This is a genomic window from Syntrophotaleaceae bacterium, from assembly GCA_041390365.1.
Lineage (GTDB): Bacteria > Desulfobacterota > Desulfuromonadia > Desulfuromonadales > Syntrophotaleaceae > JAWKQB01.
Genome location: JAWKQB010000001.1, coordinates 326974 through 348657, shown reverse-complemented (window position 1 = coordinate 348657; position 21684 = coordinate 326974). Strand labels below are relative to the sequence as shown.

The 21684-nt window shown below is 57.0% G+C and carries 23 protein-coding genes and 2 tRNA genes; 9 read left to right on the top strand and 16 right to left on the bottom strand.

Annotation, left to right across the window (positions count from 1 at the left end; all coding sequences use genetic code 11):
• The first annotated feature begins 21 nt into the window (after positions 1-21).
• A tRNA-Arg gene (locus tag R2940_01700) sits at positions 22-95 on the top strand.
• A 57-nt stretch (positions 96-152) separates the two neighbouring features.
• On the opposite strand, the gene R2940_01695 is transcribed toward R2940_01700, so the two are convergent.
• The gene (locus tag R2940_01695; GenBank protein ID MEZ4598483.1) at positions 153-413 is read right to left on the bottom strand and encodes a hypothetical protein; all 261 of its coding nucleotides are present in this window, start codon (positions 411-413) and stop codon (positions 153-155) included.
• 177 nt (positions 414-590) lie between these two features.
• On the opposite strand from R2940_01695, the gene R2940_01690 reads away from it, so the two are divergent.
• Together R2940_01690 and R2940_01685 are read left to right on the top strand one after the other, a co-directional pair.
• Positions 591-1052 (top strand): hypothetical protein, encoded by a 462-nt coding sequence (locus tag R2940_01690; GenBank protein MEZ4598482.1) that lies wholly within the window; start codon positions 591-593, stop codon positions 1050-1052.
• A 239-nt stretch (positions 1053-1291) separates the two neighbouring features.
• Positions 1292-1639, top strand: a complete 348-nt coding sequence (locus tag R2940_01685) for a hypothetical protein (GenBank protein MEZ4598481.1) — start codon at positions 1292-1294, stop codon at positions 1637-1639.
• A 64-nt stretch (positions 1640-1703) separates the two neighbouring features.
• On the opposite strand, the gene R2940_01680 is transcribed toward R2940_01685, so the two are convergent.
• From R2940_01680 to R2940_01670, 3 genes are all read right to left on the bottom strand, one after another.
• Positions 1704-2141, bottom strand: coding sequence for a CGGC domain-containing protein (locus R2940_01680; GenBank protein ID MEZ4598480.1), 438 nt, complete (start codon positions 2139-2141; stop codon positions 1704-1706).
• Positions 2142-2192: 51 nt separating this feature from the next.
• Positions 2193-2897 carry an HAD family hydrolase gene (locus tag R2940_01675; protein MEZ4598479.1) on the bottom strand — a complete coding sequence of 235 codons (705 nt, stop codon included), beginning with the start codon at positions 2895-2897 and terminating at the stop codon, positions 2193-2195.
• Positions 2898-2991: 94 nt separating this feature from the next.
• Positions 2992-4305 (bottom strand): hypothetical protein, encoded by a 1314-nt coding sequence (locus R2940_01670; protein MEZ4598478.1) that lies wholly within the window; start codon positions 4303-4305, stop codon positions 2992-2994.
• 246 nt (positions 4306-4551) lie between these two features.
• Between R2940_01670 and R2940_01665 the strand changes: the two genes are divergently transcribed.
• Positions 4552-4803, top strand: a complete 252-nt coding sequence (locus R2940_01665) for a hypothetical protein (GenBank protein MEZ4598477.1) — start codon at positions 4552-4554, stop codon at positions 4801-4803.
• Positions 4804-4854: 51 nt separating this feature from the next.
• Here the strand turns inward: R2940_01665 and R2940_01660 are convergent, their stop codons facing one another.
• From R2940_01660 to R2940_01635, 6 genes are all read right to left on the bottom strand, one after another.
• Positions 4855-6219, bottom strand: coding sequence for an alpha/beta fold hydrolase (locus R2940_01660; GenBank protein MEZ4598476.1), 1365 nt, complete (start codon positions 6217-6219; stop codon positions 4855-4857).
• A gap of 63 nt (positions 6220-6282) precedes the next feature.
• Complete coding sequence (locus tag R2940_01655) at positions 6283-7425, bottom strand: hypothetical protein (protein ID MEZ4598475.1); 1143 nt, start codon at positions 7423-7425, stop codon at positions 6283-6285.
• The gene (locus tag R2940_01650) at positions 7422-8432 is read right to left on the bottom strand and encodes a radical SAM protein (GenBank protein MEZ4598474.1); all 1011 of its coding nucleotides are present in this window, start codon (positions 8430-8432) and stop codon (positions 7422-7424) included. The genes R2940_01655 and R2940_01650 overlap by 4 nt, the downstream gene beginning before the upstream one ends.
• A 313-nt stretch (positions 8433-8745) precedes the next feature.
• Positions 8746-9519 carry an ABC transporter ATP-binding protein gene (locus R2940_01645; protein ID MEZ4598473.1) on the bottom strand — a complete coding sequence of 258 codons (774 nt, stop codon included), beginning with the start codon at positions 9517-9519 and terminating at the stop codon, positions 8746-8748.
• The gene (locus tag R2940_01640; protein MEZ4598472.1) at positions 9503-10528 is read right to left on the bottom strand and encodes an iron ABC transporter permease; all 1026 of its coding nucleotides are present in this window, start codon (positions 10526-10528) and stop codon (positions 9503-9505) included. Before R2940_01640 ends, R2940_01645 begins: the two co-directional genes overlap by 17 nt.
• Positions 10525-11559, bottom strand: coding sequence for an ABC transporter substrate-binding protein (locus tag R2940_01635; GenBank protein ID MEZ4598471.1), 1035 nt, complete (start codon positions 11557-11559; stop codon positions 10525-10527). Before R2940_01635 ends, R2940_01640 begins: the two co-directional genes overlap by 4 nt.
• Before the next feature lie 186 nt (positions 11560-11745).
• Here R2940_01635 and R2940_01630 point away from each other — a divergent pair, with 186 nt between their 5' ends.
• From R2940_01630 to R2940_01610, 5 genes are read left to right on the top strand one after another with little or no spacing between them, the layout of a single operon-like run.
• Positions 11746-12861 (top strand): ABC transporter substrate-binding protein, encoded by a 1116-nt coding sequence (locus tag R2940_01630; GenBank protein MEZ4598470.1) that lies wholly within the window; start codon positions 11746-11748, stop codon positions 12859-12861.
• Between the two features lie 8 nt (positions 12862-12869).
• On the top strand, positions 12870-13901 hold the full coding sequence (locus R2940_01625; protein MEZ4598469.1) for an iron ABC transporter permease: 1032 nt from the start codon (positions 12870-12872) through the stop codon (positions 13899-13901).
• 3 nt (positions 13902-13904) lie between these two features.
• Complete coding sequence (locus tag R2940_01620; protein MEZ4598468.1) at positions 13905-14723, top strand: ABC transporter ATP-binding protein; 819 nt, start codon at positions 13905-13907, stop codon at positions 14721-14723.
• A 23-nt stretch (positions 14724-14746) separates the two neighbouring features.
• Complete coding sequence (locus tag R2940_01615) at positions 14747-15436, top strand: class I SAM-dependent methyltransferase (protein ID MEZ4598467.1); 690 nt, start codon at positions 14747-14749, stop codon at positions 15434-15436.
• Complete coding sequence (locus R2940_01610; GenBank protein ID MEZ4598466.1) at positions 15433-17226, top strand: radical SAM protein; 1794 nt, start codon at positions 15433-15435, stop codon at positions 17224-17226. The genes R2940_01615 and R2940_01610 overlap by 4 nt, the downstream gene beginning before the upstream one ends.
• A 3-nt stretch (positions 17227-17229) precedes the next feature.
• Here the strand turns inward: R2940_01610 and R2940_01605 are convergent, their stop codons facing one another.
• From R2940_01605 to R2940_01580, 6 genes are all read right to left on the bottom strand, one after another.
• Complete coding sequence (locus R2940_01605) at positions 17230-17559, bottom strand: cupin domain-containing protein (GenBank protein ID MEZ4598465.1); 330 nt, start codon at positions 17557-17559, stop codon at positions 17230-17232.
• 18 nt (positions 17560-17577) lie between these two features.
• Complete coding sequence (locus R2940_01600) at positions 17578-18351, bottom strand: class I SAM-dependent methyltransferase (GenBank protein MEZ4598464.1); 774 nt, start codon at positions 18349-18351, stop codon at positions 17578-17580.
• Positions 18352-18524: 173 nt separating this feature from the next.
• A tRNA-Met gene (locus tag R2940_01595) sits at positions 18525-18601 on the bottom strand.
• Between the two features lie 54 nt (positions 18602-18655).
• Positions 18656-19372 (bottom strand): SPOR domain-containing protein, encoded by a 717-nt coding sequence (locus R2940_01590; protein ID MEZ4598463.1) that lies wholly within the window; start codon positions 19370-19372, stop codon positions 18656-18658.
• Positions 19373-19388: 16 nt separating this feature from the next.
• A complete protein-coding gene (gene argS / locus R2940_01585) occupies positions 19389-21053 on the bottom strand; it encodes an arginine--tRNA ligase (protein MEZ4598462.1) in 1665 nt (554 codons plus the stop codon).
• 201 nt (positions 21054-21254) lie between these two features.
• Positions 21255-21584 carry a septum formation initiator family protein gene (locus R2940_01580; GenBank protein ID MEZ4598461.1) on the bottom strand — a complete coding sequence of 110 codons (330 nt, stop codon included), beginning with the start codon at positions 21582-21584 and terminating at the stop codon, positions 21255-21257.
• Positions 21585-21684 lie beyond the last annotated feature (100 nt).

Genomic DNA, 21684 nt, shown 5'->3' with positions numbered 1-21684 from the left:
ATAAAATTCCGCCATTCCTGTGCGCCCGTAGCTCAACTGGATAGAGCACCAGACTTCGGATCTGGGGGTTGTGGGTTCGAATCCTACCGGGCGCGTTTGTCGCTTGACATAAAAGCCCACCGCCGGCTTGTTTTCCCCTGCAAGATTTCTGATTATTCTTGACTGTAAGGCAATTCGGGAAGATTATCGAGAGCCTTGATAAATCTTTTTAGGTTGAAGGGTTTCCCTTCCTTTAAAACATCCCATACTTCGGCAACGACAACAGTACCTATCAGTTCTTTCGCTTCCTTTTTGCTAAACCCTTCCGAAATCAGACGATCCATAGTCTGTCTCGTTTCCGGCGGATCATCCGATCTGATTTGGTTTTCAACAACTTGAATGACTGCCGCCTTGAGTCTCGGATTGTATTCCATTTGAATTTCCTTCGATAAAAAACTGAACTGCTTGATCATTTCAAGTGCTCAGCGATATTCAGTGGAATCGATAGAGAAACGTAGAGTGAATAATACCAATAGATTTAGGCCCTTGCAATTCAACAAGGACTTCGGTTAGCATGAATTGCTGCCTGCACGCAACCTCGGGAGGCTGGAATGGGCAAAATCTTTTTAATAGCAGCAGGAATCGCCCTTTTTGCATCCACCGCGTTTGCCGCAAGCACACAGGTTCCAGCGGGCAAGTCGCTCCCCCCCTCCCTCCTTGACGACTGTGCTCGCACGACGACTCCTCCAAACGACTCCCCTTTTAATCTGAGAGCCGACGGCGATTTGGCCGCCATCCACCTCGTGACCGAAAGCCCATTCACCCCCTACCTCGGTATTACCCGAAAGATGGAGCCCGAGGAAGAAGGGTCTCCTTCGGTCTACCGCGATTCGGAGAAGGATAACCTTCGCCTTGAATTGGGGATTGGCTGTCTGCTCGGCGACAACGCCAGCCTCAACGTGGGCTATCGCCTTGCCGATCCGACTTCCGCCCTGATGGATCCGTCCTCCGCCGCCCTCGAAACAGAAGCCGACGACCTGCACATTTCTTTCGATCTCACGCTTCCTTTCTGACCCCCCTTCTCAGTTTGGACTAACTCCGCCATCCGGAAGTCCTTCGCGTCCCCTCACCTATCTATGTTGACACCCGTTCGAATTTCGGCGCGCCATTATCCAATCACCCTTTCTATTGAACCTCCCGGATCGATGAAGGATAATGGAAAGTAAATGTCATGCATGAGCGGCAACCTTGAAGGAAAGGCATTAAGTCGCGTGACCATGCAGGCTACGGCAACCAGATAATGGGAGGATCTATGAAGTTTTTCATGCAACTGCTTGTTATTTTCACAATGTTCGCCGGCGCCTCTGCACTCTGGGCCGAATCTTTCCCGCTCACCGAATCGGACATGATCAGCGTAAGGGAGTGTCGTCCTGTAGGGAAATATCCCGGCCCTTCCGGTTACAGCTTCTGGGGCCCCCCGCCGGTTTTAGCGGATTTCAGATACCAAACAGCTTTAAAAGCAAGGGAAGCGGGTGCAACCCATATCGTATGGAAAAACGAAACAAACGGGATTAGGGGGAGGGTCACTGGATACGCATTTGACTGCACCGGCGTGAAAATGCCGACCTGGAGCGAAGAGGACTGGGACATAATGCAGTGACAATTTATGATGATCTTAGCCCTTGGCCCTGAAAATTTCAGGTCGGTAAGCAATGATAGTGGACTTAATCATATGCCAATCGCATTTTCAATTCTGGAAAAACATACTTAATTCGATCTTGCCAGATATCGGACTCCCAAGTGCCGAGTCTTTCGTGGGTCAAGAAATAATTTTGCGGGATTGGATGCGTGCCAATAACTACATCCAATCCAAACTTAACGGAAATATAATCAACAAAAATCTCCACTCGTGGACAAGGCGGATAACCGACCACCAAACCGGTGGCTAAATGGATGACATCTGCGCCATTCTTCTTCATCTCTGCGGGAGCGTATTCGACATTTCCACCAGGACACCCACCGCAGGTCGTAAATCCTACAAGCTCAACCTCCTCTCCCTGGTAAAGGGAAAAAGCCCCTTCACGATGGCGCATGGCTCGCAGACATTTCCCGCCAGCACACGTGTAATATCGATTGCATATAATGATGCCAATCTTCTTCATTTTCACGCCCCTTGATATCGATAAAAGGACAATATCGGTTGGATGGCTTTGTTATGATCCTGTTCGCGCTAACTCACAGAGTTCAGTAGCAAATGCTTCTAGACCTTCAACCCCATGCGCATGAAAATGTGCTTCACTGCTCCATCTTTTCGAGCTCTTACAAAACAGCACGGACTTCATACCAGCTGCATTCGCCCCAGCCACATCGTGCTTAATTGAGTCACCAATATATAGTGCTTTTTCAGGCACTACGCCAATTCTGTTTAGCAGAATATGAAAGATGTTCGGATCAGGTTTATATACTCCGACATCCCCAGAAATCAGTATCTCGTCGAAGTAGTTTTGTAAACCAGAAGCCTCAATCCGCCTTCTCTGTTCCAAACCGTCGTAAGCGTTTGTTATTAATCCCAACTTGAAACTCTCTCTGAGTCGGGACAATATGTCAGCTACACCATCAAATGGTATGCATGTGCGAACAATCTCATCTTTGTAGATTGCCAAAGCTGAATCATCCCATTGAATCCCGTGTGCCTTGAACGTTTTTTCAAGCCGAAATTTGTGCATTAAAAGAGGATCTATAAATCTCTCCTCAACAAGCCTGTGGAATTCCATTATTTCATCAACGGCGGTTTGCAAAAATTCTTTGAAAGGAACTTTTGCTTCCATAACAGAATGCAGATGTTTTAGACTTTTTATATCAGAGTCAACATAGTTGACCAATGTTCCGTCAAAATCAAAAACTACAGCTTCAATCACGCCTTGCCACCACTCTTTTCCCTAACTCTCGCACTCCCAAGTTCTCCTGGATCTTTTGACGACTGAGCCAGTCCAGACCGATTCATTAACAATTTTAGCGGTAATGAATCAGGTAGGTGCTGTATTCATAGACGGAAGCATCCTCACCGGCGAGAACAGCGAGAATGCGACCGTCGTCGAACAGAACCGCGTCGTCCACATCAAAGAGAATACCGGGGGTCCAGGGAAGCACCTGCTCGACCGGGGACCAGCCGTCGACGGGATCGTAACGGCGCGCCCAGACCGCCGATCCGTCCGCATCAGCAAGGGCCAGACGGGTCCACATGACGACGACGCGACCGTTGGTCCGGTCCATTGCCATGACCTGCGAGCGCAGGTTCAGGGCCTCGCCATCATCGCTCACCAAGGTCGAGTCGGCTTCCCAAACGCCGCCAACCCAGGTTTTGGCGTATACGTTCTGGCCGTCCGCCCAGGTCTGGACGATGCGTCCATCGGGTGCGATCATGGCATCAGAGGTGTAGATGTTGGTCCCCGTAGCGACCGTTTCAGTAGCCTGCCAGCTTCCGCTGATCAGGCGCCGAACCTTGACGGCCGTCCTGTCGGCCAGGGTCCAGTGAGCGAGCCCGTCGCCGTTGGTCCCAAGATCGATGTGGATTTTCTCGATACTCGGATCACCCGCACCATCGAGTTCGGTGGGCGAGATATCCCAGACGCCGATGGCCGTGTAGCTGCGGGCCAGGGCCTGGTTTCGCGATCCGTCCCATTGCTCCCAGACAACGATGGCATTGCCGTCGCCATCCAGAGCGACCTCCGGATGGTTGGAAAAACCAGGCAGCGTGTCAAGGCGAATGGCTGCCGGGCTCCAGTCCGAAGTATCCGTATAGGAGCGGGCCCAGACATGGCCGCTTGCAGAGTAGCGGGTGAAGACACCCATCACGTCACCGGCATCATTCATCGCTATGTCACCGCCCGTACCGTCGACAGTGAGCCCATCGAGGAGCTGAGAGGTGGCATCCCAGCCCGTCGCCGGCGAGTAGAGACGGGCTTTGAAATAGTCTCCGGTTGATTCCTCTGCTCGCCACATCAGCGCGGCAGCGCCCGAAGCATTTATCGAGAGCGCTGTCAGGCCGGCCCGCATCGTGGCGTCATCGACCTGCTCTGGAGTGTTCCAGACATCCCCATCCGCAGACGTTGCGGCCCATATGTGCGAGTCTTTGCTCCAGGCGAGCATGGCACGCTCACTTGTATCAACGACCAACCGGGCTCCCTGAAACCCCTCGTGGAGAGCAGAAAAAAGAACCGGGTTTTCCCAGGCCATTTCCGTCTGGGGATCCGTATTCGAACCCGAACCCGAACCGCAACCGGCCAGAAAGAGGAAAAACAGACCGATCAAAAGGAAACGATGCATGATGAACCTCCTTTTTTAAAAACAGATCAGATGAGAACATATGAAATGTTTATTCTTGAAGGGGCATTCTGGCAAAGCGCGAGTTTCTCATCAACCAAAATAGCAGTGAAAAATGATCCCTTTTCCACCTGCCCCTCCAATAAATTTATTAAAATAAAACGCCGCCAATTTACCTTAAAGGGGGTCTAGGGTCAAGCGTCAGGGGACGACTGATCAACAATAAAGACCCGCTAAAGGAGGCTGCAATTGGCCGAAAAGCTGTTTGCAATTGAAAAAGGATCAAAGCAAGTCAAACGAATTTTAGAGAAAACGATTGAGTCAGAAGTTCGAACAGGAAAAAGAGCGAATCAAGAAGCGAGTGCATTAGCCCAGCTGGCAAGTTTCGGATTTTCCATGCAAAAACCTGCATGTCGAAATGGATTTCGGTTGACGGTTTTTTGTCATCTTGGAGTTAAGGGTGTTGTTGGAAAACACCTTTCAAACTTTCAACAGCAATAAGATGTGCCTGTCATTGGAATGAATTCCAGAAAGAAGGTTAAGTTTCAGCCGCTATTTGAGTCCCTTTATCCAGTTGGCAATGTCGCTTATGACAATTGCTGCAACATTCCCGGGTTGTTGATAATCAGCCCCTGTGCTCCTGCCGTCCACTTCCATGAAAAGGTGGTTAAGAGTTGGATAAAGTTTGAACTCAACATTTTTCCGGCCTGAAAGGGTACGCTGCCATTCCTTGAAATCTTTTTCGCTGCTCACCTGGCAATCTTTTTCTCCCTGCATGATCAGCAATGGCCGATGCATTGCCTTTGCAACTTCAGTTGGGCTGTAGCCTTTAAGCTCAAGCCAATAGCTTGGTGGCGCTCCCAGCATCTTGCTTCCGGAAAAATTTGTAGCGTGGACATTCTTGATCGCTGCAACTTGTTGTTTTACCTGGTCGATATGAAGCTTTGCTTCAGGCGTCAGCTCGGGCGCCAGTGATGCCTGATACAGCGTCTGGTCAAGAAAAAGATCCTCCAAGGGTCTTGCGTTGCCTGCCATGATTACAAAACCCGCGATCGCCGACTCTTGCTTGCCAATCCGTGGTATCAGCATGCCGCCAAGACTGTGTCCGAGCACGAAAATTCGGTCTGCTTTCAAGGCCTTGTCTTTTGTCAACAAGGCCACTGCTTCCAATGCATCCGCAACCGTTTCTTCCTGGACTGTTATATTGTCATAATTCTTTGTTGGGTATTGTCGCGTTCTCTTCTCGTAGCGGAGAGCGGCAATGCCTTTTGAGGCAAGTCCCCACGCAAGATCGCGGAACGGTTTGTTCGGGCCTATGGTTTCATCTCTATCATGAGGGCCAGAGCCATGGACGAGAACCACCGCAGGAAAAGGCCCAGCGCCGATGGGCACTGTCAAGGTGCCGGGGAGCGGCCGATCCATGGGGCCGACTTGCACCTCAGTTTCCTTGAACGCTTTTCTGTATAAATACTCTGGCGTCGAATGCTCCACTATTTGATGTCGAACGAAGAACAGGCCGGCTATTTTGCGCGCCTGGTCGTAAACCACTTTGAGGTCGAGCTTTCGCTTCTCAAATCGACAGGTCACGAAGACCGTATGGTAGGCGCCATGACTTTCAGTTCTTGTTCCGGTGATCTCCTGAAAGGATCCAACTTTTTGCTGCCGCCCCTTCCATGTGGCTCGTAATTCGTCGGGCGTAACTGCCTTTTTCATGTTGTTGTCGAAAAGGTCCACCGCTTTGCTGAATTCTTCATTCTGCAGCAACAGGACAAAATCGCGGGCGGCTTCCTCGATATTTTCAGCTGCTCCAAAAACAGCTGCATTCGCGCAAAAAACCATCAAAATCAGGATCAGCAATGTCTTCATTACATTCTCTCCTTTTCCAGGCAGGAAACGGCCCCAGATGAACCGTTTCATGCCTTTTCCTCCAGTCGATTTGAAAACAGCCAAGAATCTTTCGCTTTCAAGGTCACCTCTGGATCACACCTTGTCATCGCGGTGAATAACGGCCAGGGTCCCCTGGTTGTAAAGGTTGCGGGCGAAGCATTCTACGGAAATATCGGCGCCGCAGGCGATGTGCATGAACATGCTCCGGTTGCCCACGGCAATGCTTCTTCCGCCGAAGGAGACGCCGAGAGTGTCTTGCGGTATCGAGCGAAAATAGCCGGAGAAGGGGTACTTTTTTTCCGGACCGTCCTCTTCGAAATACTTGTAGCCCGGCGGGTATTCGAACACGTGATGGCGGCCCGAGGTGACGGTCAGGTATTGAGCATCGCCGGTTTCATAGAAGAACCAGTCCCGGCCGTTGCCTATCTCCCGGCAGGGCCACGGGAAGTCGTCGCCGCCCAGTCCCTCGACGAAGATCAGGGCGATCTTGTCCTGTTGGAGGCGCTTTTCCACCGCGCGGCGAACCTCGGTGCTGTCGCGGACACCCTCAAGGCTTGCGGAGACGGGGATGCGGAATGCCGGGGCGGGAATGCGCCGCACCTGGCGGAAGGCGCCGCCGACCGTGCGGAACATATGCCCTTCACGGGCGACGAGGAGATACTCGGGGAGGATCGCCGGATCCAGTCGGCAGGCATTCCCGAACAGGGCGGCGAACTCCTCCCAGGGGACGATGCGCTCGATGTCCGGCAGGGCGGAAAGCCGCTCCAGGTCGGCGCGGGAAGGATTGTGGAGGCCGGCGTAGCGTGCCATCCAGTGGGTGCAGAGGGCCAGGCCGTCGAGATGGGTCAGGTCGATTTGAGCAACCAGCGGCGTCATCGCCCCCGTACCCACGATGATCGGAGTGAAGCCGGAAAGGGCGACGAAACGCTCCACCTCACGGTAAACGGTCTCGACCGTCGCCGCCCACTGGGTATCGGTCTGGGGGGTAAACCGGCCGGAAAAGTACTGCTGGGCATAGGTCAGGAAGACGAAGGAAGGGTCGTACCGCTCCATCAGGTCGATGGCGGTATCGGTCACCCAGCGGTTGCCGGCGGCATCCAGGTCGCCGGGATAGGGGTGCCGGTCCTGGACCCCCCGCACCATGTCGTCCAGCGGCCCCTTTTCAGAGAGCGTCGAACCGGTCTTCAGATCGAAAACCTTCTGCCATTCCCGGGCATCGATGATCGCTCTGCTCATGACCGCACCTCCCCTGCTTTCCATCCTGGCGCGACATCGCCCGCCAGTCTGATATCCCGCCCGCAGTCCGGGCATCGCCCTTCGACACAGTTGAACATTTTGAGCTGATCGCCGCCGCAGCCGAGACTGAAACGCTCCACGGCCAGGGCGCCGCAACCGGGACAGATTGTATTGACCCACTCGGAGCCGACGAAATTATGGAAGTAGACATACGGCAGCCGGGCGCGGATCGAATCGAGGGCGGTGGCAATCTTTTCGATGCGAGGATAACGGGTTTCCTTCATCTCGTCCTCGGGAAGCAGGCGGAACACGTGCCAGGGGATTTGCGGGTCCACCTCGGCCAGGAAGCGGGCCATGTCGTCCAGTTCGCCGTCGTTGACCGATTCGATGATCGGCGTGGTGATCTCCACATGGGCACTGGCGGCGAGCCGCCGGATGTTGCGCAGGATCGGTCCGACATCCGGGATGCCGATATGCTCCCGATTGAAGTATGCCGACAGTCCCTTCAAGCCGATATTGAAGAAGGAAAAGATCGACGTCAGCAGTTCGGTGGATTCTTCGGTGGTGTAGGCATTGGTCAGGCATCCCAGTTCGATCTTCTCCCGGCGCGCTTCCTCGGCCAGCTCCAGCAGGGAGGGGAAGGACATGGCCGGCTCGTTCACGTTGAAGACGATGCTGCCGCAGCCCATCTGCCTGGCCTTGCGGACCACTTCGAGAGGAGTCAGGTGGAGCATCCGCGGCTGGACGATGGCCGGGTCTTCCTTGGCGATGAAAGCGTTGGAGCAGTAGCGGCAGCTGAAATTGCACCCCATGGTGCCGATCACCAGCGCCCGGCTGCCGGGTCGGACATGGTAGAAAGGGATCGATTCGATGCGCGATGGGATGCAGCTGGACCAGCGGTGCGGGAACCGCTCCCGGATGACGCCACCGGCCGCCTCGTACATGCGGCACACGCCCGACTTTCCGTCCGACAGATCGCACCGCCATTCACAATAGTTGCACTGCATGGTCATCGTCTCCTGTGGCTGCCGGAGCTCGTGCCGGCGGTTTTGGTTCTGAGCCTTTCCTATGGAAATCAACCGCAAACACCTGAAATCATTGGCCGGTCCCGGCCGGCAGCCGGGGTACTTTCTTTTCAAGGCCAAAAAGAAAGTACCCAAAGAAATGGCCTAAAATCGGCTGTCGCCAGACTGGCCGTCGCGGCTGTCCGGTGGCTCGAGGGACCGGCGGGGGGAGATTTCGGTGAGTTGTCGCGTCTTCGTGGCATAATCTTTCAAGGCAAAGGCAAAGGCAAAGGCCGATTTGGAAAAATCGTTGCCATCAGAGAATGGCCGGCACCACCACTCGGCTCCCCGACTGGGTCCGCTCCATCCTGATCCCCTCTCCCAGAACCTCGCGCAGATGGACGTCATCCAGGATCTCGGCCATCGGCCCGGCGGCCACCACCCTTCCCTGCCGCAGCATGACCACGTCGTCGCAGTACTGCAGGGCGAGGTTGGGATCGTGGAGGGTGATCAGGGCTGTCACGCCCCGCTCCCGGACGAATCGGCGCATGAGGCCCATCATCATGTGCTGGTTGGGAAAATCGAGGTGCGAATTGGGCTCGTCCAGAAGCATGACCGGGGCGTCCTGGTGCAGGGCCCGGGCCAGCATGATGAGTTGCTTCTGCCCGCCGGACAGGCAGTTGAAGGGCCGGTGAACCAGATCGGATATCCCCACCTCGCCGCAGATCCCCAGAGCGCGCCGCTTCTCCCTGGCGCAGGGCGCGCTCCAGGGCTTGAGGCGCGAGGCGCCGCCCATGAGGATGATTTCCAGGCAGGAAAACTCGAAGGGGGAATAGTTTCCCTGGGGAACCAGACTGATGAGGCGGGCGATTTCATCCCGCTTCATGGTCCGGATCTCCCTGCCGGAGACCGCGATCGTCCCCCGGACCGGCTTGAGGATGCCGTTGATGCAGCGCATCAGGGTGGTCTTGCCCGACCCGTTGCGCCCGATCAGGGCGCAGATGCGTCCGGCAGCCATCGCCACGGAAACGTCGTGGAGCACCAGGCTGTTGCCGTAGCCGGCCGTCATGCCGTCAACCCGTACCGACATTCAGAACTCCCTTTCTGCCGCGATGGATCACCAGGTAGCCGAGGAAAGGGGCTCCCAGGATCGAGGTGATAATGCTGATCGGTATTTCCGATACGGAAACGGTGCGGGCGACGGTATCCATGACCAGGAGAAAACCGCCGCCGATGAACGCCGCGGTGGGGACGAGCCGGCGGTGTTCGGTGCCGACCAGGTAGCGGGCGATGTGGGGCACGATGAGGCCGATCCAACTGATGTTGCCCACCGCGGCCACCGACGAGGCGACGACCAGCGTGCTGATGCCGAGATAGAACAGGCGCCAGCGGAACACGTCTACACCGAGGGACAGGGCTTCCTCTTCGTTGTGGGTCATAACGTTGAGGCGCCAGCCGAAGACGGTGAGGAACAGGGAACCGGCCAGCACCACGGGCAGGGTGGCCTGCACCTTGGCCCAGGACGCCACATGAAAACTGCCCATGAGCCAGAAAACGATTTTCGCCAACTGATCGTAGGGATCGGCCAGATACATGAGGATGGAAACACAGGCCTGGAACACGGCGGAGACCACGATTCCCGAGATCACCAGCACCGAGGCGGACCGGTCCCAGCTTCTGTTGGCGAGGAAATAGGCGATGGAAACGGCCAGCACGCCGAACAGGAAAGCCAGGCCCTGCACACCGAACAGCGAGCGGGTAAAAAACATGATCGCCAGCGCGGCGCCGAACCCGGACCCGGCGGTCACCCCCAGGATGTCGGGTGCGGCCAGGGGATTGCGGAACAGAGCCTGGAACACCACCCCGGCAATGGACAGACCGCTGCCGACGGCGATGCTGAGCAGTATGCGCGGCACGCGGATGTTCCAGAACACCGCCCGCACCTCGGCCGGAACCCCTTCCGCGCCGATGCCGGGCAGCAGGGAGGCGGCCATGCGCGACAGGTCGGCCAGCCCGATCGGGTAACGCCCGACGGCCAGCGAGGTCACAAAGGCGAGGCCGAAGGTGAACAGGCAGAGGATGACGAGGCTTTTTTTCATAAGGTCCCGCCCATGGCGGTGAAGGAATAGCCAAGGTATTTGCGGTAGAAATCATCGGCGACCGCGAGCATGTCGACATCGTCGAACCGCTCGGGATAGAGGGTTTTCGCCATCCAGACCAGACCGAGAACGCAATGGGGCGCCGGGTAGTCCCACCAGCCGATATTCGAGGGGAAAACGTACACCCGGCGATGGCTGACGGCACCGACGGTGGTCAGCATGCCGTTGTCGAACAGCGCCCCGGCGCCGTAGGTATCGAGGCTCGAACCGAGAAAAATGACATCGGGGTTCCAGGCGGCAACCTGCTCCGGAGACACGGTCGCCCAGAAACCGGCCATTGAAGAAGCCACGTTGCGGCCGCCGGCCATGGTCATCAGCGTGTCCTGCAGCATGTCGCCGGTGGCGACGGAAAAGATGTTCTTCGGTCCGCTGAAAAGGACCTTCACCCGCTCTTGCGCAGGAATCCCGGCGGTTCTCTCCTCCACGAGGCGGCAGAGCTTGCGGCAGTCGGCAATGTATTCCTCTCCGCGCTCTTCCCGTCCCAGCACCCTGGCCACCAGGCGAACCCCCTCGAAGCTCTCGTCCAGGGTCTCTCCCCGGATGGCGACGACCGGAATGCCCGCATTTTCCAGACGCTCCATCTCGGAAGGATCGAAGGAGGTATAGGCGATGGCGATATCCGGCCGCAGCGCCACCATCTCCTCGTTGTTGAGGTTATGGCCGTCTATGAGCCTCGGCTTCGCCGCAAAGGCGGGATTGACCCGGCCCATGGCGGTATTTTCATGATGATAGAGCGCCTGGTCCACCAGCAGATCCTGGGCGCCCAGGGCAAAGACCACCTTGCCGCCGAAATGATGAAGGGCGGCAATCCGCTCGATCTTCTTCGGCACGGTAACGGTCCTGCCCGACTGGTCGACCACGGTCAGGGTTTCCCCGGCGTTTCCCTTCTGGCCGAGGTCGCAGCCGGACAGAAACAGAGCGGTGGCAACCCAGATCAGACAAGGGAAAAAGTGAAAACCACGAACCTTCATAAAACCACCGGCTCCCATCGATCCTAACGGAAATAAATAAGTCATTTCAAAGACTTCTTCCAGTTTCTTGGCAATATGAGCGACTCCTTCCGTTCCTGCTTCCTGTACGCTATTTACTTCTTGACATAGCGTATTTGTTCCGTCAAGTATTAAAACTCCCGTGGGACATAGCTGGAGGAGTCAACCATGAACAAAACCCTGAATATCAGAAACATTCTCATCATTTTCCTTCTTGTAAGCTTCTTTGTATTCGCGCTGGCCCTGGTACGCCGGGCACCCCGATCCACTGCGGAAAACACCCGGCTGCTCACCGACATGATCGGTAACGAGATCCGGGTGCCCGATCCGCTCACCCGGGTCGCCCTGTTCGGTGGTCCCACCGGTCAGATCGCCTATATCCTCGGGGCCCGCGACCAGCTCTGCGCCGTCACCAACACCCTCAAGGGGTCCGAGCTGCTGCTCGCCTTCGACCCCACGGTCACCGAACTCCCCGGCCCGCGCAGCACCAGCGGCCACATCAATATCGAGGAGCTGCTGCTCGCCGAACCGCAACTGGTCATCGCCGGCAATCTGGACGGTTCCATCGTCCAGAAAAAAACCGGCATACCGGTCGCCTTCACCGAAAGCAGCATGAACCACGACACCCGGCTGCTCAAGGAGGAGATCCGCTTCTATGCGATGATCTTCGGCAAGCAGGAGCGAGGGGAAAAGTACAACGCCTACCTGGACAAAACCCTCTCCTTCATCAGATCCCGAACCTCGGACATCCCCCAGGACCAACGGAAAAAAGTTTTCAACGGCTACGGTCCCCAGCACCTGGTGACCCTGGGCGGCGATACCTTCATGCATGAACGGATTGAAACAGCGGGTTGCCTCGACGCGACCGCCGCCATCAGTACCACGGGGAAACAGGAGGGGCTGCATTCCGGGCTGTCGGAGATGTCGATGGAAAAGGTGCTCGCCTGGAACCCGGATATTCTGATCATCGACACCGGCACACCGGAAGAGATTTACAACGACCCGCGCTGGCAGAACGTTACGGCGATTCAAAATCGGCAGGTTTTCAAGCAGCCGGTGGGCATCTTCATCTGGGACCGGCCCACGGCCGAAGCGGCCGTCCTCTACCCGCTCTGGCTGGCCAAGACCGCCTATCCCGAGCGCTTTGCCGATGTCGATCTGGTCGCCGAGGTCAAGAGGTTCTATCGGGAAACCATGGATTTCGACCTAAGCGATGACCAGTCCCGGTCCGTTCTGAACGGCGACTACAGCTTCACCTTCGGCGCCGTTGCAGGCAAGAGGTAGTCAGGGGCATGCATTCCTCGCACAATAAAGTCCGCCAGGCCGATCCGCGCAGACTCCTGTTGATCCTGACCCTCCTGCTGGTGGCCGTGGCCTCGACCTCCCTGATGCTCGGCCAGTTGAAGATCGGCCCCGATCTGATTTTCAGAATTTTCGCCTCCGCGGTACTGCCGATCGAACGAACCTGGTCCCCGATCCTGGAGTCGATCCTGTTCGATGTCCGGGTTCCCCGGCTTATGGCCGGCATGCTCGTGGGGGCCGGGCTTTCCATCTCCGGCGCCGCCTTCCAGGGGCTGTTCCGCAATCCCCTGGTTTCGCCTCACATTCTCGGCGTATCGGCCGGCGCGGGTCTCGGCGCGGCCATCGCCATCCTCTTTTTCGGCCACATTCTCGCCGTGCAGATCCTGTCCTTCCTGTTCGGCCTGCTCGCGGTGCTGCTGACCTACAGCTTGAGCCGGGTCTACCGGTCGACGCCGGTTCTGATGCTGGTCCTTTCGGGCATCATCGTCGGCGCCCTTTTCTCCGCCAGCACCTCGCTCATCAAGTATGTCGCCGACCCGGTCAACGAAATGCCCTCCATTATCTTCTGGCTCCTCGGCTCGCTCAACAACGCGTCAAACCGTGACATGGTCGTGGTGGCGCCCATCATCCTGCTCGGCATGACCGTGCTACTCCTCATCCGCTGGCGGATCAACCTGCTGAGCATGGGCGAGGAGGATGCCCGGGCGCTCGGCGTGGACACAGGGCGCATCCGGGCGACCGTCATCCTCTGCGCCACCATGATTTCCGCAGCGGCCGTCTCCATCGGCGGCATCATCGGCTGGATCGGGCTGGTCATCCCCCACATCGGCAGAATCCTCGCCGGGCCGGACAACAAGATCCTCCTGCCGGTCACGGTTCTGGTGGGGGCCTGCTACCTGGTGGCGGTGGATACCATCGCCCGGACGGCCATGGAGATGGAAATCCCCATCGGCATTCTCACCGCACTGGTGGGCGCACCCATCTTCGCCTACCTGCTGCGCAAAAACCGTTCGGGGTGGTAAACGATGAAGAAACCTCTGATCAGCGTTGACAAGCTGGCCTTCAGCTACGGGGAAGACGAGGCGGGAGCCATCTTCCGCGATGTCTCCTTTACGGTCTCCTCCGGCGATGTTTTCTGCCTGCTGGGTCCCAACGGCACCGGCAAATCCACCCTGCTCAAATGTGTCAGCAACATCCTGCACGGCTGGCAAGGTTCGATCCTCCTCGACGGCAGGGACATGTCCCGCCTGAAGCCGGCCGAGGTGGCCAAAACTATCTCCTACGTTCCGCAGACCCAGGCATCCCCCTTCCCCTTCCTGGTGCACGACATCGTGGTGATGGGCCGGGCACCCCATCTCAACGTCTTCTCCTCCCCCACTCACAAGGACCGTGAAATCGCCCTCGCCGCGCTGGAGACGGTGGGCATCGGCCACCTTGCCGATCGCCCCTGCACCATGCTCAGCGGCGGTGAATGGCAGTTGACCCTGATCGCGCGGGCCCTGGCCCAGCAGCCGCGGGTCATGATCCTGGACGAGCCCACCTCCCATCTCGACATGGGCAACCAGGTCCGCATCCTGCGCGTGGTGCGGTCCCTCGCCGAACAGGGGATCGGCATCCTCATGGCCTCCCACTTCCCCGACCACGCCTTCATTGCGGCGACGGAGGCGGCCATCCTCGACCGGGGACGGATGGTCCACCAGGGCAGACCGGATGAGGTCGTCACCGGGGAGAACCTGGAACAGGCCTACGGCATCGTGGTAAAGGTGCTGCACATCGGCGAAGGAGTGGACCGCAAGGCGTGCTTTCCGACCCTGCTGAACAGCGGCGGGCATGTCGCGGGATAAACAGGATGGACAGGAGCAGTCGAATGACAAAAGTCGCGGAAGAAAACGGGGCCGACCAAAACCAGAAGGACCTTCTGGCTTTTTATCGTTACGATTCCGATCACCCCTTCGCCGGCACCTACCCACTGCTGGCTCGGCAGATGGTGGAGGACTATGGCGTAACCCGGGGGCTCTGCCTGGATATCGGCACCGGCGGCGGCCCGATGCTGATCGAACTGGCCAAACTCACCGACCTGGAGCTGGTGGGAATCGACCTCAATCCGGCGGCCCTGGCTCTGGCGGACGAAAATGTCCGGCGCCACGGCCTGGAGGAAAAACGCTTTCAATGGCGCCAGGGGGACGTTCATTCCCTCCCCCTCCCGGACTGTTTCGCCTCTTTTGTGATCAGCCGCGGGTCCATACCTTTCTGGGATGACCACGCCCTCGCCTTTCGGGAAATCTATCGGGTGCTGCGGCCGAACGGTCTCGCCGTGATCGGCGGCGGCTTCAGCCGTTACCAGAGCCCCGAGGAGATCTCCCGCCTGCGGCCCGGCTGGGCGCGCAAGGACAATCCGGAGAAGCGGGCGCGCTGGCTGCATGCGGAGTTTCTCGAAAACGCTCTGCGCGACGCGGGCGTCCCCTCTTTCAAAATCGTCGAGGATTTTTCCGGCATCTGGGCCGTGTTCTGCAAATCGAGTGGCGGGCTTTCGGCCGCAGAAGGAGAGACCGCATGATCTGTGACATCTGCGAAAACCGCTGCCAGGTTGCGGAAGGCCAAACCGGCGCCTGCGGCCAATACCGGGGCAGCAACGGCGCCATGGAGGAAATCTATCCCGACCGCTACCTGATCGTCTGCCCGATTCTCATCGAAACCATGCCGATGCTGCACTTCCATCCGGGCGGCAAATTTCTGCAGATCAGCACGGTCGGCTGCAATTTCGACTGTTCCGGCTGCATCTCCACCGTCATCGTGAAGGAGATGAATCCTGCCAGCGACATGCTGCGAAAACTCGATGCGCAAGAGGTAACGGCCCTCGCCCTGCAGCAGGATTGCCGGGGCATCTCCTTTTTGATGAACGACCCCCTGGCCAACTTCGAAACCTTTCTGCGGGTCGCCCGCGCCGCCCGGGATGCGGAGTTGCTGGTCGGCTGCGCCAGCAACGGCTACTTTACCGAGACCTCTCTGGCTCGACTGCTGCCGCTGCTCGATTTCGTCAACATCGGCGTCAAGGGGCTGGACGAGCCGTCCTATCGGGCCTGCGGCGGAAGATCGCCGGAACCCGTGCTGCGCAACATCCGCCTGCTGCACGAGGCCGGGGTGCATGTGGAAGTGGCCTGCATGCACCGGCGGGACAATCAAGGGGAATTGCTGGAGCTGGCCCATCGGGTCGCCGAGGTTTCCCCCGCCATCCCCCTGCAGGTGATGCGCTACATCCCCCTGGAAGCGGCCGATCCCGCCTGGGAACCCACGATTCGCGAATCGGAGGATTTGGTCGAGGATCTGCGGGCGTTGTTGCGGCATGTCTACCTGTTCAATTCACCCGGCAGCGCTCAACTCCACAGTCGCTGTCCTGAATGCGGGGACGTCCTGATTCGGCGCGATTTTTACGGTCCGATGGGAGCCCGGCTGCTGGCCGTCGACGACGAGCGGTGCATGCACGGTCCGGCAGCGCTCGATCTGCGCGGCGAGGCGGCATGCTGCAACTTCCGGGAAGGGGACTTCCAGGGCGGCTACCCGTTTACCCGGGCGCTCGAAATCGTCCAGGCGATGCTGATCGCTCTGGGCGTGAAAGACCCCGAGGAAGTGGTCGGCATATGGGAGAGGGTGCTTGGAAAAGAGAACCTGCGGGAACTGCATCAGGCTATTCAAAAACCCGATTCATATCTGGCCACCCTGCGCCGCTTCGGAGAATTGACCGGGCGGCAGAGCCAGGCCGGCAGACTGATCGATTACATCGGGACACGTCTGGATGCGGTGGTTCAGGGGCTGAAAGGGATCGGCCGAAAGCCGCGGGTGTATTACGCCATGGGCACACCGCTGTTCGCCATCAAGGGCGAGCGGTTCGAGAATCAACTGGTGACCATTGCTGGCGGCGACAGCGTCAACCAGCAGTTGGAGCTGAAAGGCCGCCCCGGCATGAGCATCGTCCCTGAGGTCATACGCAAGCTGAACCCGGAAGTCATGCTGATTTCCTCTTTCATCTCCAGCCCGGTCGAGGACTTTTGGCAAGAGTGCCAGCGCCTCGGGCTGGACGTCGAGGCGGTCCGTCAGGGCCGCATCCACACCCCGCCTTTGCCCGGCAGCGATTTCGGCGGCCCCCGCTGGATCATCGGCCTGCTGTACCTGGCCAACGTTTTCCACCCCGATCGCTTCGAATTCGATGTTCTCAGGGAAGCGGAACTCTTTTACCGGGAGTTCTACGACATCCCCTTCTCTCCGGATCAACTCAACCGCTCTTTCGGCAAACCCAGCCTTCAATGGCGCTGGTCCCAAAGGCAGACAGAACAGTCTGACCCAGGTTAAAGGTTATTTCTCGGGAAGATAATCTTCCCGAACTGGAGAAAAAACTTCGATCGCCACGGATTTTTCCACTATTTCCGCGCTATGATCCATATTTCCGGGTATACACCAGCTGTCTCCCGGGCCGACATCGAATGTCTGTTCTCCGATCCTGAGACGGATCCTCCCCTCCACTAAATAACCGGTCTGCTCATGGGGATGGTTATGCCGTGGCAGTAAGCTATTGGCTTCCATTCTGAATTCTGAAAAAAGCGTTTTTTCTCCATAAACCAGTGTTTTTAATCGAATTCCCGGCAGAACCTGCTTGTATTCATCTTCATTGGCTTTATAGAACATAATGCATTCCTTCCCATCTCAAATCTTTTTTCCGATATAAAAAACATATCCATAAAAATCTTTGTATTTATAATACAACTCCGCTTCATGCCGCTGATTTTCAACGAGTTCTTCTGCCGTTTTATTGCCTGAATGTTTTTTCAGAAATCTCTCCTGGACCCAAACCTGCGGCATGTAGAAATTATCGATCCAGCAGTTTTCCGGCAACACAAAGGTGGCCATGGGAACATAGCCGGCTTTCTGCATCTGTTCGACTTTTCGAGAAATGACATCGATTTCCGGATAAGCGTCCTTCCAAAACGCATCGATTTCGGCGGGGCGTTCCTCAGTCAACCAGGAGGCTTCCGAAACGGCGACAAATCCCCCCTTCTTCAGGAATCCATGCCATTCCTTCAAGCCTTGCTCAAACCCGATATTGTAGATGGCGCCTTCCGACCAGATCAGGTCCAACTCTTCTTGCTGAAAGGGAAGTTTGTCCATTGAGCCAACAATGCCGGATACTCTGTCTTGAAGATTGAGGGTCTGGCAATTGGCGTTGAATATCTCAATAAAATCGGCAAACAGATCGATGCCTGTAATCTGCCCGGGCGCATGTCGAGCCAACACCATTGTCTGACCACCGGTTCCACAGCCCAGGTCGACAATTTTTGATTCATTGTTGAGATTATCGATAAAGCTGAGTGCCTTGAGGGTGACATCAGGACTGCCTGGCCCCTGTCGCTCCAGATACGCGTAATATTCACAGATCAGGCTGAAATCGAATTCATGGATCGATCTCTTGTCATCGCTCATCTTTCCCTCCCAAAAAAACTTCAGGCAAGAGGCACCCCCCGCCCAAGAAGGTATTGCTGGTGTTCGCCGATACGAACCATACCATACCTCCGTTTCAGCTTGAGCAGGTGAACAAAATAGTGTACAAGGCAAAACAAAAAGGGACCTGCATTGCTGCAAGTCCCTGATTTCTTTGGTAGCGGGGGCAGGATTTGAACCTGCGACCTTCGGGTTATGAGCCCGACGAGCTACCGAACTGCTCCACCCCGCGTCATGAGAAGCGAACTATAGATCCATTTGCTTCTCCTGTCAAGAATTTTCGCAATCACTTTTTTTTCAACAGCGGGGCCGAGGAGATCTTGTCTGCCTTCAGTGCCGCAACCACTCTTTCGGCATCTTCTTTGCTGCCGTAGGGACCGGCGAAGACGCGATGCCAGACGCCTTTTGCCCCGAGATCGGCCTGCTCGACATAGGCAGGATAACCCTTGGCGGCCATACGTGCGCGCAAGCCTTCGGCACCCTGTTTTTCGTTGACGGAGGCGACCTGGATCACATAGCTGCCGGTGGAAGTTGCCGCCGGTTTCGGAGCGACCGGCTTTTCCTGCAAAAGGCGCTCTGCAAGCGGCCCCAATTCAGCCGGCAGTTCCGGGTCTTTGGCCACAGGCTTGACTACGGGTTGGGCGACGGTTTTTTCGGCGGGCTGCTCCTTGGGTTTCGCTTCCTCCACAGGAGGAAGATTGATACCGCTCCCCAGAGCATTTTCCTGGCCCTGGGGCAGGGTATCGTAAAAGGTCAGCTCTCCACTTTCAGGTTCCTCTGCGGGTCCGCCCTGTAGAGCGGAACCCTCTTCAGCCTGGGCTGCCACGGCCGGTTTTTCCTGCGGGATCTGTTCGGTAACCAGGACATCCCGGCTTCCTCCCCTGCCGACCATAACCCCCAATGAAAAACTGACCAGACAGGCCACCAGCAGCAGGGCCAGCATAACCAGAGCCTGTCTCTTTTCCATGCGACGTTGGGTGCGTGAGACCACCTGACGAGCCATGACGGAACCTCCCTCTTTACATTCTTTCCGGCGCCGAAACCCCGAGAAGCAACAAAGCATTTTCCAGCACCTGGCGCACGCCGTTGATCAGGTAAAGGCGGGCCTTGCTGGTTTCAATGTCCTCGCTCAACACCCGACCCTTGTTGTAGTAGCTGTGGAAACGGGCTGCCAGATCCTGCAGGTAAAACACCACGCGGTGCGGCTCACAGAAGCGGGCGGCACCTTCGATCGTCTCCGGATACCGGGACAGTAACTTGACCAGCGCCAACTCGTCTTCCAGGATCAGGCGATCGAACTCGACCTCGCCCAGCGCAGGCATTTCCAGACCCTGCTCGTCGGCATTGCGGTTGATGCTGCAAACCCGGGCATGTGCGTATTGTACGTAATAAACCGGATTTTCATTACTCTGTTTCTTGGCCAGTTCCAGGTCGAAATCAAGCTGACTGTCCGACCGCCTCATGAGGAAGAAAAAGCGGCATGCGTCCCGCCCGACCTCGTCAATCACCTCGCGCAGGGTGACAAATTCTCCGGATCTGGTGCTCATGGCCACCTGTTGTCCTCCGCGAAGCAGATTGACCAATTGCACCAGGATGACCTTAAGATCGTCCGGATTGCGCCCAAGGCCGGCCAGTACGGCTTTCATTCGCGGCACATAACCGTGATGATCAGCGCCCCAGACGTCGATGACCAGATCGAAACCGCGATCATACTTCTCCTTGTGATAGGCGACGTCAGAGGCGAAGTAGGTGGTGGCACCGTTGGACCTCACCAGGACCCGATCCTTGTCGTCACCGAAATCGGTGGTGCGGAACCAGATGGCACCTTCCTTTTCATAGGTCAATCCCCGTTCCTTGAGCAGGGAGATTCCCCGCTCCACCTCGCCCCGGTCATAGAGGCTCTGTTCGCTGTACCAGCGATCGAACCCGACGCCGAAGGCCTGCAGATCGTCCTCGATGCCGTCCCGGATCTTGCCGCCACCATATTCGGCGAAAAAGCGGATGGCCTCTTCTTCGAGCTTTTCCAGAAGCTGCCGCCCTTCCCGGTCGAGAACCTCGGCCGCAAGATCCTTGATGTAAACCCCCTGATAACAGTCTGAAGGAAAATCGATTTTGTCGCCGAGCAGCTCCCGATAACGCAGGTAGAGGGACCGACCGAGGGTATCCATCTGGTTTCCGGCATCATTGATATAATATTCCCGCTGGACCTCGTAGCCGGCTGCCTCCATGACGGCAGCCACGGCATCTCCAGTGGCCGCCCCACGGCCGTGGCCGATGTGAAGCGGCCCGGTCGGGTTGGCACTGACGAATTCAACCTGAACCTTTTGCCCTGCTCCCATCCTGCTGCGGCCAAACAGGGCGCCCTGACGCACCACCTCGTCGAGAACCCCGAACCAGTAGCGGTTGCTGAGAAAAAAATTGACGAAGCCGGCCCCGGCGATTTCGACCCGGTCCCAGATACCGGAGCCGTCACCGAGAGCCGCTACCAGTTCTTCGGCAATTTTTCGCGGAGCCTTCTTTTCCGCCTTGGCCAACACCATGGCGATATTGGTGGAAAAGTCCCCATGATCGGAACGGGCGGGCACTTCCAGAGCGATTTCTGGAAATTTATCCGACTGCAAAGCTCCCCGCACCACGCAGTGCTGCAGGGCCTTAAGAATGAGTTCACGCAGATTTTCTTTCATGAGATTTCTTTCTCGATAAGACGATCTTTGTCCCGGCCAGCCTGTCTTCGCAAGGAATTTTCCAGCCTGCGGCCCCCAGAGGGGATTAAAAACATGGTATGGTACCTTTCACTCCATTGCCTGTCAAGGAGTGCTGCAATCTCTATAATAAAAAGGCCCCGGCACGAGCCGGGGCCACGAAACGTTGTCTTTGTGATGCCTTCAAGGATTGGGCTGACTGGTCGCCGTCGGGTTTTTGGGAAACTGGTAGACCAGTTCGTCTTCCTTGACCATGCCGAGCTCCCGCCGGGCAATCCCTTCCAGGAATTCCCGGTCGGACCGCAAAGCCTCTACTTCCTTTTTCAGACCCCGAATCAGCTCTTCCTGACGCTGCAGCTCGGTTTCCAGCTCACTTTTGTGCCGGCTGGCCTGCAAGGCGCGAAGAATCCCCTTTTCTCCAAACAGGGCAACCCCGAGAATAATCAGGATGAGAAGCATGGGCACCAGGGGCATTTTGAATCGGGCACGGGGTGTTGGATTTTCTTCGGGCATCGACTGGGACCTTTTGCCGGGCTTTCTTGCAAAAGCATGTTGGTGGCCAATTACCTTTTTTGGCGATACTACCATTTAAATCCTGGCAGGCAAAGCCTGA

Excerpts from the sequence above, each read along its gene's own strand:
- R2940_01695 (MEZ4598483.1), bottom strand. The coding sequence starts at position 413 with ATGGAATACAATCCGAGACTCAAGGCGGCAGTCATTCAAGTTGTTGAA.
- R2940_01690 (MEZ4598482.1), top strand. The coding sequence starts at position 591 with ATGGGCAAAATCTTTTTAATAGCAGCAGGAATCGCCCTTTTTGCATCC.
- R2940_01685 (MEZ4598481.1), top strand. The coding sequence starts at position 1,292 with ATGAAGTTTTTCATGCAACTGCTTGTTATTTTCACAATGTTCGCCGGC.
- R2940_01680 (MEZ4598480.1), bottom strand. The coding sequence starts at position 2,141 with ATGAAGAAGATTGGCATCATTATATGCAATCGATATTACACGTGTGCT.
- R2940_01670 (MEZ4598478.1), bottom strand. The coding sequence starts at position 4,305 with ATGCATCGTTTCCTTTTGATCGGTCTGTTTTTCCTCTTTCTGGCCGGT.
- R2940_01660 (MEZ4598476.1), bottom strand. The coding sequence starts at position 6,219 with ATGAAACGGTTCATCTGGGGCCGTTTCCTGCCTGGAAAAGGAGAGAAT.
- R2940_01655 (MEZ4598475.1), bottom strand. The coding sequence starts at position 7,425 with ATGAGCAGAGCGATCATCGATGCCCGGGAATGGCAGAAGGTTTTCGAT.
- R2940_01650 (MEZ4598474.1), bottom strand. The coding sequence starts at position 8,432 with ATGCAGTGCAACTATTGTGAATGGCGGTGCGATCTGTCGGACGGAAAG.
- R2940_01645 (MEZ4598473.1), bottom strand. The coding sequence starts at position 9,519 with ATGTCGGTACGGGTTGACGGCATGACGGCCGGCTACGGCAACAGCCTG.
- R2940_01640 (MEZ4598472.1), bottom strand. The coding sequence starts at position 10,528 with ATGAAAAAAAGCCTCGTCATCCTCTGCCTGTTCACCTTCGGCCTCGCC.
- R2940_01635 (MEZ4598471.1), bottom strand. The coding sequence starts at position 11,559 with ATGAAGGTTCGTGGTTTTCACTTTTTCCCTTGTCTGATCTGGGTTGCC.
- R2940_01630 (MEZ4598470.1), top strand. The coding sequence starts at position 11,746 with ATGAACAAAACCCTGAATATCAGAAACATTCTCATCATTTTCCTTCTT.
- R2940_01625 (MEZ4598469.1), top strand. The coding sequence starts at position 12,870 with ATGCATTCCTCGCACAATAAAGTCCGCCAGGCCGATCCGCGCAGACTC.
- R2940_01620 (MEZ4598468.1), top strand. The coding sequence starts at position 13,905 with ATGAAGAAACCTCTGATCAGCGTTGACAAGCTGGCCTTCAGCTACGGG.
- R2940_01615 (MEZ4598467.1), top strand. The coding sequence starts at position 14,747 with ATGACAAAAGTCGCGGAAGAAAACGGGGCCGACCAAAACCAGAAGGAC.
- R2940_01610 (MEZ4598466.1), top strand. The coding sequence starts at position 15,433 with ATGATCTGTGACATCTGCGAAAACCGCTGCCAGGTTGCGGAAGGCCAA.
- R2940_01605 (MEZ4598465.1), bottom strand. The coding sequence starts at position 17,559 with ATGTTCTATAAAGCCAATGAAGATGAATACAAGCAGGTTCTGCCGGGA.
- R2940_01600 (MEZ4598464.1), bottom strand. The coding sequence starts at position 18,351 with ATGAGCGATGACAAGAGATCGATCCATGAATTCGATTTCAGCCTGATC.
- R2940_01590 (MEZ4598463.1), bottom strand. The coding sequence starts at position 19,372 with ATGGCTCGTCAGGTGGTCTCACGCACCCAACGTCGCATGGAAAAGAGA.
- argS (MEZ4598462.1), bottom strand. The coding sequence starts at position 21,053 with ATGAAAGAAAATCTGCGTGAACTCATTCTTAAGGCCCTGCAGCACTGC.
- R2940_01580 (MEZ4598461.1), bottom strand. The coding sequence starts at position 21,584 with ATGCCCGAAGAAAATCCAACACCCCGTGCCCGATTCAAAATGCCCCTG.